Raw genomic sequence first — 13,686 nt, forward strand, 5'->3', positions numbered from 1 at the left:
TTATTTCTTCAGCACTTTCTCCAATACTTCCTCTTTACTGATTTTCTTCGTACAGAAAAACCAATCTTTACAATCGAGCTCTTCCTCTTTACCTTCCATTCGGTCTTTCGCTTTGCCACATGAACCGGCAGGAGAAATAATCACATCGTCACCCGGGCGCCAATCGGCCGGAGTGGCTACACCAAATGCATCGGCTGCCTGCAGGGCCACCAAAGCTCGGTACAGCTCGTCGAAGTTACGTCCCAGACTCAGCGGATAATAGATGATGGTCCGGATAACGCCCTTCGGGTCGATAATGAACACGGCACGCACCGCCTGCGTTGAGCTTTCGCCGGGCTGAATCATACCGTATTTCTTCGCCACGTTCATGGAGATATCCTCGATAAGCGGGAATTTCACCTCCACATTTTTCATATCGCGGTACTCAATCTTCTCTTTGATGGTCAGCAACCAGGCAATGTGGCTGTACAAACCGTCAACCGACAAGCCGACAAGCTTACAGTTGGCCTCTGCAAACTTCTCTTCCATCGTAGCGAAGGTCATGAATTCAGAGGTACACACTGGGGTGAAATCGGCCGGGTGACTAAAAAGAATGACCCAGTTTCCTTTATAATCCGCTGGAAAGTTAATGTTTCCCTGAGTGGTTACGGCCTGAAATTCGGGCGCCGCATCCCCGATGCGTGGCATTGGATAAGCCACCTGATTTTCATTCAGATTTTCCATTTGATACATTGTTTTTGGGTAATACGTTCTGGTTTTAGGATAAAGTGGCATTCAGCATCCACAGCTTCTTCTCGGTAGAGGCAATTAATTCGCTGAACAGCGCGACCGTTCCCTCGTCACCATTGTTCGACGCGGATTCCAACACTTCGCGATACTCGCCGAGTAAATGCTCAAAATTCTGCACTGTGATTTTCAACGTTTCCTTACCACGAGGCACTTCTACAACCGGTTCGATACTGGTCTGATCGAGGTATTCGCTAAACTGGTGGTACGGTACGCCGCCCAACGTAAGGATTCTCTCCGCTACGTCATCGACAACATCAGCCAACTCAGTATAAAATCCTTCAAACATCTTATGTTGTTGATAAAAATCGGGGCCTTTAATCAGCCAGTGCATCGCCCGCATGTTTTGATAAACGATTTGCAGGTCGGCCAGTACATTATTCAATTGCGCTACTACGTTGTTGTTTGTTCTTTTTGTTTCCATGATTCGATATTTAAATTGTTTGTTTCCGTTTTTGATATTTCAAAGGTGATATTTTCTATTTTTATAAATATTTATACATCCATAAGCAAAAGATTATACGATGACACTATTGCAATTATCATATGTCCTGGAGTTAAGCCAACACGATTCTTTCTCACTGGCAGCGAAACGATTACACATCTCACAACCTGCCCTCAGCCTGCAAATCAGCAAGCTGGAGGAAGAGCTGGGGATGCAGTTGTTCAAGCGCTCACCCAACCGGATAACGCTTACCGCAGAAGGAGAAATCTTTGCAAGTCAGGCTCGGGAACTGTTGCAGTTAGCCGATAAGTTGAAGGATTTGCCGTTCGAGCTGGAGAAAAAGCCGGAAGGTGAACTCCGGGTCGGAGTCATCTCAACACTTGCACCCTATTGGTTTACCATGTTTCTCACCCAGTTTACTCAAAAATATCCCGACATCCGGCTAACGGTAAAGGAATTAAAGACTGAAGAGATTATCGCCCAGTTGAAAAACGGTCAGTTGGATGCAGGCTTCATCTCTACTCCGGTGTCGGCGCCAGGGATGGTCTTCCGTCCGCTTTTCTATGAAAAATTCTTTCTGTATGTATCGGGACAACATGAGTTGTATTCATCGGAGAACATTGATTTAAATGCCGTTGATTTAAAAGAGATGTGGTATCTACAGGAAGGAAACTGCTTTCAAAACCAGGTCGATTCGGTATGTGTATATGCGAAAGAACCCGGCGAGTACCAGAATATCGTCTATCTGTCCAACTCCATTGAATCACTTTGCCGGGTGGTGGAAAACAGCGGCGGCATTACCTTCATTCCCGAGATGGCTACTCTTTCGGTAGGTCCTGAAAAAGAACAGATGATAAAGGAAATAGCCGGAACGCCACCAGTTCGTGAGATCAGCCTGGTTACCACCCGTATTTCAAAGAGTGACCGCCTCATCGAATTCTTACTGGATGAAGCATTAAAGGTAATCCCCAAACGAATGCTGGCCAGTCCGGTAGAGAAGACATTGGACACCGGATTACGGTTTTGAATTAAGAATAACGATTCCCGTTTATCCCTAAAATCATTTGAAGCTTACAGTGACGAATGGCACACATGAAGAAGGGTGCCCCGACCGGAACACCCTTCATGTGCAGATGGCACAAACATTTGCCTTTCACCTGAAATGTAACCTAAGCACAAAACTCAATGTGTAATGTGAACCAAGTTGCCACCTGCAGCTGTGACAGACACAAACGACAGGAGAGAGAAACAGGTGTATCTACTCCAAAAAAACACCCAAAAAAATACTGTATTCATTTACCTTAATGCATTTGAAAGTATGACAAAAAGATTATTTGTATCTTGCAGAAGGTAAAAACCAATTTTCAATTGGTACATTTTCTTCCCCCTTAGGTAGTTGATCTCACTTTGTCGCATTCAAGAATTAATAGACTTACTGCATCAACAGCTTATGATACGATATTTGGCTGTGCTCAACCCGCTTTACGCGACCCTTTTTTGGGCCATTGTGCTTACCATCGGAACGCTCCGGATAAACCGGGCCAAGTTTATGCTTGGCGTGTTCATGATGGTGGCATTTTTTCTTTACCTGGGGCATGCTTTTTACTTTACCCGTAATTTTCAGATTTTCACGTGGTACGAATGGATTTACACGCTCACCAGTTTAGCTGTATTTCCGATGTATTATCACTACATACGCTTACTGACAGTGGAAACCCGGCTAAAGCCTTCAGATCTGCTTCACTACCTTCCCGGACTTATCGTGGCAGTCGCCAGCTTGTTTCTGATTATTTTCATGGGACCGATCAACCGGCTGGCTTATATTCACCACTTAGAACATGGCTCACATTCTTTTTACCTCTCCGGGAATCCGTGGATTGATGCCTACCAAATGCTCTTCCTCCTGAGCCGATTGATTTTTGGAATTCAGATATTTGCCTACCTGGTGCTAAATATCCGACTCATCAGACTTCATAAGGAAAATATCGCTCAATATTACTCCAACCCGGAAGAGCTGAATCTCAATTGGGCACAGCTGATGTATATTTTTCTTTTACTTACCTCGTTGGCAGGCTTCATTTTCAATGCCCTTGGGCGTAGTACTTTTCTTGACAACAGTGTGAAATTGCTCATTCCGTCGTTCATTTTTTCAGTCTTACTGTTTGTTATCGGATACCTGGGAAACCGGCAAGATCAGATCGTTAGTCAAATTGTTAAACTCGACGAGATGTACCCCCAGGAAGAGCGTCCGGAAAACGAACCCAACAACGTGGTGCTCAAGCTGGAAGAATATTTTACATCGGAAAAGGCTTACCTCAACAAAGACTTGAAAATTTGGGAAGTATCGAAAATGATCAACAGTAACCGAACCTATGTTTCGGGCATCATCAACAAACACTACGGGATGAATTTTTGCACGTATGTCAACCATCACCGTGTGAAGGAAGCCCGGTGGATGCTGGAAACCGAATCGTTTGACGGTTATACGCTGGAACATATTGGCGATCTGTCCGGATTCGGATCGTTGAATTCCTTCATCCGCGCATTTCAAAAAGAAACCGGCATTACTCCCGGCAAATACCGCGAGGATCGCAAGGTCAGGAAAAGCGACCAATCCTTCGCCCAAATCAACACATAAGTACGTTACCACCTCCCGATTCGTCACAACAATAAAATGGCGGGCTATTTTCGTGTCACCTCTTTAATTGAAGATGTAATTTTTTTTTCTCACTTTTACCAATTAAAATCGCAGGTTCAGCAACCTAACACGTGCGGTTATCTTAACATAAGAGATGAACGAAACTACAGACCTGAAGCTAATATCCAGCCTGAAAAGAGGAGATCACGAGGCATTCGACGCGCTGTACGGAAGATATGCCGAAGGATTGTATGCCTTTGTGACAAGCATCCTGAAAAATCCGGCGGACGCGGAAGAGATCGTGCAAAATGTATTCGTCAAGGTTTGGGAACGGCGTAATACCATCGAAGAAAAATTCTCGTTCAAATCTTACCTGTTTACCATAGCCTACCGGGATGTCATTACCCAGTTGAGAAAACAAAATCTGCTGGCCTCCATTCAAATCAATAACAATCAAGAGCTTACAGTAAACGATAACAATGCAGAGCTGGAAATCGAGTTCTTCAACATCGACAAGATATACCATGACATTCTGGAAAAACTGCCGGAAAAACGAAAAGAAATATTCCTGTTAAGCCGGGAAAAAGGATTATCGAACAAGGAGATTGCCGCGCAGTTGAGTATTTCGGTAAAAACTGTCGAGAATCAGATGACCGCCACTTTGCGTACCTTCCGCGAAAAACTGTCACAATACGGCATCCTGGGCGTGTTATTTTTCTTCCTTTTTGTTCGGTAACACCGAAAACCAAACAGACTACCAGAACAGCTAAGCCTTTACTCAGAAAAGAAAACGGAGCCCCCATCCCAAGAATGTGTTATAAAACACATCGATAGGGGTTGAGATGGTTCCCTACGTATTATCTGTGTAAAACGATTTGCTGTTGATGAATAAAGACTTGCTCTTACAATATTTAAGTGGAAAACTGGACAAGCAAGCCGCCCGGGAAGTTGTTTCGTGGATGGCTCTTCCGGAGAATGAGCTATTGGTACGCAGCTACCTCACCGAGATTTGGGAGGAGAACCGCGTAGCCATCAAAGGTCCGGCTCCCGATTTCGATTCGATGTTGCATTCCATTCACCGCCGCATCGACCTTCTCGATGAAGAAAATTCCGAAAAGATTGTCAGGAAAAAATCGCGTTCTCAACGCTTTATCAATGGCTTCCGCAAAATTGCAGCGATCCTGGTCGTCCCGCTACTGGTTTTCACCGGATGGTGGTCCGTTCGTCAATACCAGTCTTCGCGCTCGGAGAAACTCACCTACCGGGAAATATTCACCAAACCTGGCTGCATTACCAAAGTCGAACTGGCCGACGGAACCCAGGTCTGGCTGAATGACGGAACCCGGCTCCGGTATCCGGTGAAATTTGGACGAAAAGAGCGCAAAGTATTCGTCGACGGTGAAGCTTACTTCAAAGTTACACATAACGCCAAATGGCCGTTCGTCGTCGAAAATCCGCTGATGACCACAACCGTCACCGGCACCGAGTTCAACCTGAACGCCTATTCGCAGGACAAATATTTTGAAGCAACACTGACCCGGGGCCACATTTCGCTAACGTCGGAACACATTAGCAAGAAAGTCGACATCAAACCCGGGCAACAGGCGCGCCTCAACCTCGAAAATAAAACCTTTACCATCAATAAGGTCAATCCCATGCAGTATGCCGCATGGCGCGATGGCAAACTAATTTTTGTGGATGAAAAACTGGGTATCGCCGTGAAAAAGCTGAGCCGGTGGTACAATGTCAATATCATCCTGGCGAACGATGTGCTGAAAGAAATGCCGATTACCGCCACCTTCCAAAAAGAACAACTGATGCAAACATTGAACCTGTTGAAAAAGGCATTGCCAATCCGCTATGAGGTTACGGCAGAAAAGCAGCAGGCCGATCAAACATATACCAGAAAACAAATTAAAATCTATGCAATACAAAGGTAAATGAAAAAGGCCGGTGAGATTGGGCAGAACCTCACCGGCCGAAAAAACCATATCCGTAAATATAGTTTAATCAAAAGTGTTTCAAATCTATGAAAAAAGTCTCTAAACAGGCACCTCCTTTCCTCAGGGAAATGTGGGGAGCTAAAATCTTTGTCAAAATGAGAGTGACACTACTCATGGTCTTACTGGCCACATTCAGCTCATTTGCGAACAAAACAACCGCGCAAAACGCCAATTTATCGCTGAACGTAAACAACACAACTGTCAGGAATGTCCTGAGAACGATCGAGAAGCAAACGGGCTACTCCTTCATCTACAGCAGCGAATTAATCGATGTCAACCGGAGAGTAAGCCTGAATGAACAGGAAACCAGCCTGCAGGATGTACTCGATGCCTTGTTTGCGGGCACACCGGTCAACTACAGCATCAACGACAATCACATTGTTCTGTCGCGCACCACTGACGATGCCACAGGGAATGCTCAACCCCAGGGACACGAAGTCTCGGGTAAAGTGACAGACGGAAGCGGGGCACCTCTTCCCGGTGTAACCGTAGTGATTAAAGGTACTACCCAAGGTACCATCACCGATGCCAACGGCATTTATCACCTGACCAATGTTCCGGAAAACGTAACCCTTCTTTACTCCTTCGTGGGAATGAAGAACAAGGAAGTTGCCTACACCGGACAAAGCACCATCAATTTAAAGATGGAAGAGGAAAGCATTGGTCTTGGGGAGGTTGTAGCCGTAGGATACGGTGTACAAAAGAAAAGCGTTGTCACCGGTGCCATTGCCAGTGTGAATTCAAGCGATATCGGTAACACGTCGGTTTCGCAGGCGCAACAGGCGCTGCAGGGAAAAACTTCCGGTGTACAGGTTATCAACGCATCCGGAGCTCCGGGAGCCCCTATTAAAGTGAGGATTCGGGGATACTCATCAAACAACAACTCCAATCCGATCTACATCGTCGATGGTATCAAAACCACCGATATTTCGAACCTCGATCCGGATGATATCAGTTCCATGGAGGTACTGAAAGACGCAGCCTCCACTGCCATTTACGGAGCCGAAGGTGGTAATGGTGTCGTCATCATCACCACGAAAAAAGGAAAATCGGGGAAACCCACCATCACTTACGATTTCCAATACGGCATCCAAAGCGTAGGGCATACACCGAAGCTGATGAACACTTCACAGTACAGCACCTTCATGAACGAAGCCGGATTAATTTCGAATGTCGACCAGACCTACAACACCGACTGGCTCGGCGCTATCTTCGAAACCGCTCCCATGCAGAAGCATCATATCTCCTTCTCGGGAGGAAAAGATGGTTCCACCTACATGCTGTCGATGTCGTACCTCAATCAGGATGGTATCGTGGTAGGTCCGAAGGACAAATACAAACGCTACACTGTTCGGCTGAACTCCGACCACCAGATTCTGCCCTGGATGAAAGTCGGAAATACATTCGCCTACTCTAACAGTCAACGTGCCGCCATTAACGAATCGGGTGGTGAGTTTGGTGGAGTTATCGGTAGTGCGCTCATGATTGACCCGGCTACCCCGGTAGAATATACCGGCGATGTACCCGCACACGTTCAGACTTTCATCAACAACGGAAATCCGATTTTGAAAGCGCCGGACGGAAATTACTATGGTATTTCCAAATACGTCTTCGGAGAAATTGTCAATCCATTCGTTACGCAGGCCATCACCAAAGACCAGACCCAGCAGGATCAACTGCAGGGAAATGTGTATGCTGTGCTGACGCCGCTGAAGGGATTGACCATCACCTCACGGTTCAACCTGAACCTGACTTACCAGAATTATCATACCTGGAATCCGACATATTACTATACCGCAGAGCGGAATAACAGTGCAACCAAGGTGATTGATAACAATGATCTTTGGAAAGACTGGATGTTCGAAAACTTTGCTTCGTATAACCACAAGTTCGGCGATCATGACCTGACGTTACTGTTGGGTATGTCATCCGAAAAAGCCACACACCGCATTACCAATGCACAGGGTGGTCCGATGATTATGGAAAATCCGGCATATGCTCAGCTCGACTTCATCTCATCACAGAAAAACGACCAGGTAAACGGTCGCATTTATGACAATCGGAAAGTAAGTTACTTCAGCCGTTTGTCATACAACTACAAAGACAAATACCTCCTCGAAGGTAGTTTGCGTCGCGATGGAGCCGGCCTGTCACAATTGCCCAAAAGCGGCCGTTGGGGAATCTTCCCTGCCGTATCGGGTGGATGGGTAATTTCCAACGAAGATTTCTTCCCGAAATCCTTCGTCACCAGTGCTAAACTTCGTGCCAGCTGGGGTCAGAACGGTAGCCTCTCCAACCTGGGGAACTACAGCTATGCTTCACTCATCTCATCGACCAGCAATGGATATGCATTGACATACCCGATGGCCGACGGTTCATTCGGAACAGTATTCGAACCCTCACAGCTCGAAAACCCGAATCTCCGCTGGGAAACCAGTGTGCAGACAGATGTGGGCCTTGATCTTCGTGCCTTCCGCGACCGGTTGACGTTCACCATGGACTACTACAACAAGAAAACAACCGATCTCATCACGCAAAATACGCCTGCACTGGAAGCCGGAAATGCAGCATCGCCCATCAACGCCGGCGACGTAACGAATAAGGGTTTTGAGTTCGAATTGGGATACCGAAATAAGATCCATGATTTCAATTACGGTATTCACCTGAATATGTCGACGCTGAAGAACGAAGTAACCTACCTCAACCCGACACTCGACCGTCTCTACGGTGCCCAGGTGGGACCGGGATGGACTGCCACGGCGGTTCAAAAAGGCGAGCCGCTCTGGTTCTTCTATGGTTACAAGACCAAAGGCATCGACCCAAAAACCGGCGATCCGATCTTCCTCGACAAAAGTGGTCAGCCAACCAATAATGTAACGGAAGCCGATAAACAGTACATTGGAAGTGCCATTCCGAGCCTCTATTACGGTGGAAGTCTCGACGCATCGTACAAGAACTTCGATTTCAATGTGAACTTCCAGGGAACTTCCGGTAACGATGTATTGATGGGCTGGATTCGTAACGACCGTCCGACCATCAATCGTCCGGAATATTTCTTCAAAAACCGCTGGACGGCTGATAATACCACGGCGACCGAGCCACGTGCAGGAACTGATCCCAAAGCATGGAACAGTGACCTCCTGGTATTCAACGGAGCTTTCATGCGCATCAAGCAGATTCAGTTGGGATACAATCTTCCCAAATCACTGATGCAGAACTTACATATGAAATCTGCCCGGTTCTATGTATCACTCGATGATTTCTTCACTTTCACCAATTACATCGGTATGGACCCGGAAGCCGGTACCAACAACAACAATAACAACAACATTGGTATCGACCGGGGAACGTATCCTACCGCCCGTAAAGTGATGTTCGGAACCTCCATTTCATTCTAATCAACTAAAACGCAATGAACATGCAGATCAAAAAATATAAATTCAAGGTGGCGCTACTATCCGCCATTTTCTTCCTGTCGGGCTGTTCTCAATCATTCCTGGACACCACGCCCGAAGGCTCCATCCCTGTGGATAGCTTCTATAAAACCGATGCCGACGCTAAAGGCGCCGTGCTGGGTGTTTACGACATACTTCAATCGATGTACGCCTACGATTGGGACAGCATGTGGATGCTGAAAACCCTGTTGTCCGACGAAATCTATACCGGTGGAGGACACCGCGGTGACCAGCCTCCCTACGAGGAAATCAATGAGTTCCGTTACAGTTCCAGCAACCCGGTAATCACCTGGTTGTTCCAGATGTCATACTGGGGTATTTACCGCGCCAACCTGGTGATTGCGAACATCAAACCCGAATCGGACGCCAAGAAGCAGGCTATTGCCGAAGCGAAATCGTTGCGTGCGATGCTGTATTTCGACCTGGTTACCCTGTGGGGACAAGTACCGCTGGTAACCGAACCGGCATCGTCACCCGATCAGTATAACCAGCCACGCGCTAAAGTAGCCGACATCTGGGCGCAGATAGAGAAGGACCTCAACGAGGCTATCCCTGATCTTCCGCTGAAAAGCCAGCAATCGGCAGCCGACAAAGTGCGCGTGTCCAAGGGAATGGCCCAGGCTATGTTGGGTAAATCGTTACTCTACGAGAAAAAGTATGCTGATGCAGCTGCCGAGTTCCAGAAAGTTATCGACTCGGGCGAATACGGACTGATTTCCGACTATTCTCAAGTCCTCCGTAAAGGACAGGAATTCGGAAAAGAGTCGTTGTTCGAAATTTCCTACTCAGCCGAGAAAAACTACGACTGGGGCAACTTCCAGTGGGGCAACAACGGTCGTAACACCGAAAGTAACATCCACTGGCAGCTTTGCGGTCCGCGTGGTGACGGCTGGTTTGACGGTGGTAATACCGGATTGGTAGCCGGATGGGGATTTGCTTATCCGCAGAAATCGCTATGGAATGCTTACACTGCCGCCAACGATACCGTACGTAGGAACGCAGCCATGATGAGCGAAGACCAGTTAATCGCGCACGGCGGAAAACTGCGGAATGCCGATCAGGGCAACTCCTATCCCTGGGAATGCGAAGGCTATGTTCGTCTTAAATACGGTTCATGGGCCGATGAGTCTAATACCAGCGCAACCAGCGTAAAAGAGCTGAACTATGCCACCAACGTCCGTTTGATGCGCTATGCCGATGTCCTGCTGATGGCCGCTGAAGCATACAACCGCAGTGGTCAGGATGGCAAAGCCCTTCCGCTGATCAACCAGGTACGGGCCCGCGTAAATCTGCCTGCCCTCACTTCATCGGGTGACCAGCTTTTCGCCGACATCAAAAATGAACGCCGCCTGGAACTGTCTTTCGAAGGTGTACGCTTCCAGGACCTCGTTCGCTGGGGCGATGCGAAGAGCGTACTGGCTGACCAGGGCAAAATGATTCCGGAAGGAACGTTTACCAACGGCCAGGAGGATTACATGTCCATTTCAGGTGCCGGGTTCAAAGACAAAAACGTACTGCTGCCGATTCCGGAACAGGAGATTTCCGTTAACCCGCAGAGCTCTCAAAACGATGGATATTAATCCAATTCCTGAAAAGGAACGATAAAAACAAATCATTCATACAGTTGGGTTTTTAACCCGGGGCCATCCTGCAGCTACAGCGGTGGCCCCTTTTTCTTTTGAGAAAGTGGGTTAAGAAGAAAAACTCCGGACCTTCGATTTCGAAATTTCAGGCTACAAGTTTCAGGTTAAGCTTTTCGGTTTCTATCATTCCTATTATTACCGACTTACCACGAACCATTAACCACTATTGGGCGAATATGATAGCCATAGAACAACAATTAAAATGGAACGGTACTTGTCAAAATGACTTTGTTTAATAAGTTTTGTTCCTTACAAACTCAATTCCATGATACGAGCTATCCGACTTCTGCTATTGCTTTTAATTGCGACAGGAACTGCTTCCGCACAAACCTGTGCTACGAAACCGATTCCGCGCGACACTTCTTACACACCTTACTCGGCCTGGGTGAAAATCAAAAAACACTACCCCAACGTTACCCCCGTGAAGCCGGAGTTACCTAAGGGTGTTAAAGCGGAATACAACGTGGTCTACGCAACTCTGCCCAACACTCCTTACGGCAAGCGTGATTTGCACCTGGATTTATTCCGGCCGGAGAAAAAGGGAAAGTACCCCGCAGTGATCCTGGTTTTTGGCGGTGGCTGGCGCTCCGGAAGCAAGGAGGCACAGGTCCCCATGGCCCAGCAAATCGCTGCAAAAGGCTATGTCACCGCAGCAGTCGGGTACAGGTTATCACCCGAGGCACTGTATCCGGCAGCGGTATACGACATCAAAGCGGCTATTCGTTATTTGCGGGCGAACGCGAGAAAGTATGATATCGATCCGGACAGAATCGCTATCTCCGGAAGCTCCGCAGGCGGTCAGCTGGCTGCGTTGGTCGGTATGACCGGCGATATGAAGAAGTTTGAAGGCAATGAGGGAAACAACCAGGTTTCATCGAAAGTACAGGCCATTATCGACATGGATGGCATCCTCGATTTCACCACACCGGCAGAAAGTGCAAAAGACAAAATTCCCGGCAAACGCTCGGCAGGCGCATACTGGTTTGGTGCCACACTGAAAGAGGACCGGGCCAAATGGGTGGAAGCATCTCCAATGATTTACGCCGGAAAGGATACACCGCCCATGCTGTTCATCAACAGTGCACAACCCCGTTTCCATGCCGGACGTGACAGCGTCATCTCAGTCCTCGACAAGTACCATATTTACACCAACGTACACACCATTCCCAACAGCGTACATTCCTTCTGGCAGGTACATCCCTGGTTCGACCAAACGGTTAAGTATATGGTCACCTTCCTGGACAAGACATTGAAGAAACAGTGAGTTCCCGGAATTCCTGATACTTGGATGCCTGAAAAATAATTATGCAAAATGAACGCGAAATCCTATCTTTATTCATGGTAAACGGATAAGGAAAGAACCGATGAACTTTGTACCCAACATTCCCGATGAAATTGTCCACTTCCTGCTGGTTTTGGTTTTCTCATTACTGATTGGCCTCGAACAGCGCCGTCACCACTCCTCCAAGGAGGCCGCCGAGCTCTTCGGCACCGACCGCACCTTTACCTTCATCGGCTTACTTGGCTACCTGCTCATCGTCGTCAACGAAAAATCGTTCATTCCCTTTCTCACGGGCTTTGTCATCCTGGGGTTGCTCCTCGGTATTCATTATTACCTGAAAATAAAAGAACAGCAAAAATACGGGCTCACCAGTGTTATCCTGGCCCTGCTCACCTACTCCATCCCGTTGCTTATCATGACGCAGCCCATCTGGCTGACGCTGTCGTTCGTGGTAGCCATCCTGGTCATTACCGAAATGAAGGACGAATTTGTGACCATCATGCAAAAGGTGTCGCAGGATGAATTCATCACGCTGGCCAAGTTTATCGCTTTCGCGGGAATCATTCTTCCCTTGCTGCCGCATGAAAATATTTCGGATTCTATTCCGGTTTCGCCATACCATATCTGGCTCGCCATCGTAGTGGTCTCGGGCATTTCGTATGCCAGCTACCTGCTAAAGAAACTGGTGTTCCCGAAATCCAGTCTGACGATTACCGGAATTTTAGGCGGCTTATACAGCTCAACCGCAACGACCGTGATCCTGGCTAGAAAAGAAAAGAGTGAAAGCCTGGGGGCCGAAGCCGTCTCGGCTATTATGATGGCCAACGGCATGATGTATTTGCGCATTCTCCTGTTGGCGTTCCTGTTCAACACCGCCGTGGCCCTCCGGCTGGTAATACCGTTCCTCCTGTTGTTCGTGGTTTCAATGGTGCTCTCGCGCACCGCTCTGATGAAAGCCGAAAAACAGGAGATAACCGGCAAACAGGTTGAAAGTACCAACCGGAACCCGCTCGAATTCAGGACCGCCCTAGTCTTCGGACTCCTGTTCGTATTGTTCGGACTCATTACCCATTACGTTTCGCAGGCTTACGGAAGTGCAGGTGTAACGACCCTGGCCTTTGTCGTGGGCGTCACCGATATCGACCCGTTCCTGATGAACCTGCTACAGCAAAAGAGCACCCTCGATGTATTTGTGGTAGCGCTGGCCATCCTGAATGCCACTAATAGCAACAACCTGCTAAAAATGATATACGCGCTTTCGCTGAGCAGCAAAACGGTGAAAAGAAGAATGAGCCTCCATTTCGGTATCCTTCTGGCCGCCGGGATTCTCTGCTCCATCTGGTTTTACGTGATAAAATAAGAGGGGGCTTCGGTATAAGTGGAGGCCGGTTTGCCATCGGTTTAGTCCGTCCGGAGCTTCTTTTTGTTCCTTAA

General features: G+C 47.7%; 10 protein-coding genes. 8 read left to right on the forward strand and 2 right to left on the reverse strand.

The window, feature by feature from the left end; translation table 11 throughout:
• Positions 1-723, reverse strand: a complete 723-nt coding sequence (locus tag CLV93_RS16035) for a peroxiredoxin (protein ID WP_106543230.1) — start codon at positions 721-723, stop codon at positions 1-3.
• Between the two features lie 34 nt (positions 724-757).
• Positions 758-1,210, reverse strand: a complete 453-nt coding sequence (locus tag CLV93_RS16040; protein ID WP_106543231.1) for a Dps family protein — start codon at positions 1,208-1,210, stop codon at positions 758-760.
• 100 nt (positions 1,211-1,310) lie between these two features.
• Between CLV93_RS16040 and CLV93_RS16045 the strand changes: the two genes are divergently transcribed.
• From CLV93_RS16045 to CLV93_RS16080, 8 genes are all read left to right on the forward strand, one after another.
• Positions 1,311-2,258, forward strand: a complete 948-nt coding sequence (locus CLV93_RS16045; protein WP_106543232.1) for a LysR family transcriptional regulator — start codon at positions 1,311-1,313, stop codon at positions 2,256-2,258.
• Between the two features lie 423 nt (positions 2,259-2,681).
• Positions 2,682-3,869, forward strand: coding sequence for a helix-turn-helix domain-containing protein (locus CLV93_RS16050; protein WP_106543233.1), 1,188 nt, complete (start codon positions 2,682-2,684; stop codon positions 3,867-3,869).
• Positions 3,870-4,023: 154 nt separating this feature from the next.
• Positions 4,024-4,605, forward strand: a complete 582-nt coding sequence (locus tag CLV93_RS16055; protein ID WP_106543234.1) for an RNA polymerase sigma-70 factor — start codon at positions 4,024-4,026, stop codon at positions 4,603-4,605.
• Between the two features lie 148 nt (positions 4,606-4,753).
• Entirely contained in the window at positions 4,754-5,809 is a 1,056-nt protein-coding gene (locus CLV93_RS16060; RefSeq protein WP_106543235.1) for a FecR family protein, read from the forward strand.
• Positions 5,810-5,898: 89 nt separating this feature from the next.
• Positions 5,899-9,270 (forward strand): TonB-dependent receptor, encoded by a 3,372-nt coding sequence (locus CLV93_RS16065; protein ID WP_211297878.1) that lies wholly within the window; start codon positions 5,899-5,901, stop codon positions 9,268-9,270.
• A 20-nt stretch (positions 9,271-9,290) separates the two neighbouring features.
• Positions 9,291-10,907, forward strand: coding sequence for a RagB/SusD family nutrient uptake outer membrane protein (locus CLV93_RS16070; protein ID WP_106543236.1), 1,617 nt, complete (start codon positions 9,291-9,293; stop codon positions 10,905-10,907).
• A 328-nt stretch (positions 10,908-11,235) separates the two neighbouring features.
• On the forward strand, positions 11,236-12,234 hold the full coding sequence (locus tag CLV93_RS16075) for an alpha/beta hydrolase (protein WP_106543237.1): 999 nt from the start codon (positions 11,236-11,238) through the stop codon (positions 12,232-12,234).
• A gap of 100 nt (positions 12,235-12,334) precedes the next feature.
• The gene (locus tag CLV93_RS16080) at positions 12,335-13,612 is read left to right on the forward strand and encodes an MgtC/SapB family protein (protein WP_106543238.1); all 1,278 of its coding nucleotides are present in this window, start codon (positions 12,335-12,337) and stop codon (positions 13,610-13,612) included.
• Positions 13,613-13,686 lie beyond the last annotated feature (74 nt).

This window comes from Prolixibacter denitrificans (assembly GCF_003014495.1).
Lineage (GTDB): Bacteria > Bacteroidota > Bacteroidia > Bacteroidales > Prolixibacteraceae > Prolixibacter > Prolixibacter denitrificans.

Coding starts and splice junctions, on each gene's coding strand:
- CLV93_RS16075 (WP_106543237.1), top strand. CDS start 11,236: ATGATACGAGCTATCCGACTTCTGCTATTGCTTTTAATTGCGACAGGA.
- CLV93_RS16045 (WP_106543232.1), top strand. CDS start 1,311: ATGACACTATTGCAATTATCATATGTCCTGGAGTTAAGCCAACACGAT.
- CLV93_RS16060 (WP_106543235.1), top strand. CDS start 4,754: ATGAATAAAGACTTGCTCTTACAATATTTAAGTGGAAAACTGGACAAG.
- CLV93_RS16035 (WP_106543230.1), bottom strand. CDS start 723: ATGGAAAATCTGAATGAAAATCAGGTGGCTTATCCAATGCCACGCATC.
- CLV93_RS16050 (WP_106543233.1), top strand. CDS start 2,682: ATGATACGATATTTGGCTGTGCTCAACCCGCTTTACGCGACCCTTTTT.
- CLV93_RS16065 (WP_211297878.1), top strand. CDS start 5,899: ATGAAAAAAGTCTCTAAACAGGCACCTCCTTTCCTCAGGGAAATGTGG.
- CLV93_RS16080 (WP_106543238.1), top strand. CDS start 12,335: ATGAACTTTGTACCCAACATTCCCGATGAAATTGTCCACTTCCTGCTG.
- CLV93_RS16070 (WP_106543236.1), top strand. CDS start 9,291: ATGCAGATCAAAAAATATAAATTCAAGGTGGCGCTACTATCCGCCATT.
- CLV93_RS16040 (WP_106543231.1), bottom strand. CDS start 1,210: ATGGAAACAAAAAGAACAAACAACAACGTAGTAGCGCAATTGAATAAT.
- CLV93_RS16055 (WP_106543234.1), top strand. CDS start 4,024: ATGAACGAAACTACAGACCTGAAGCTAATATCCAGCCTGAAAAGAGGA.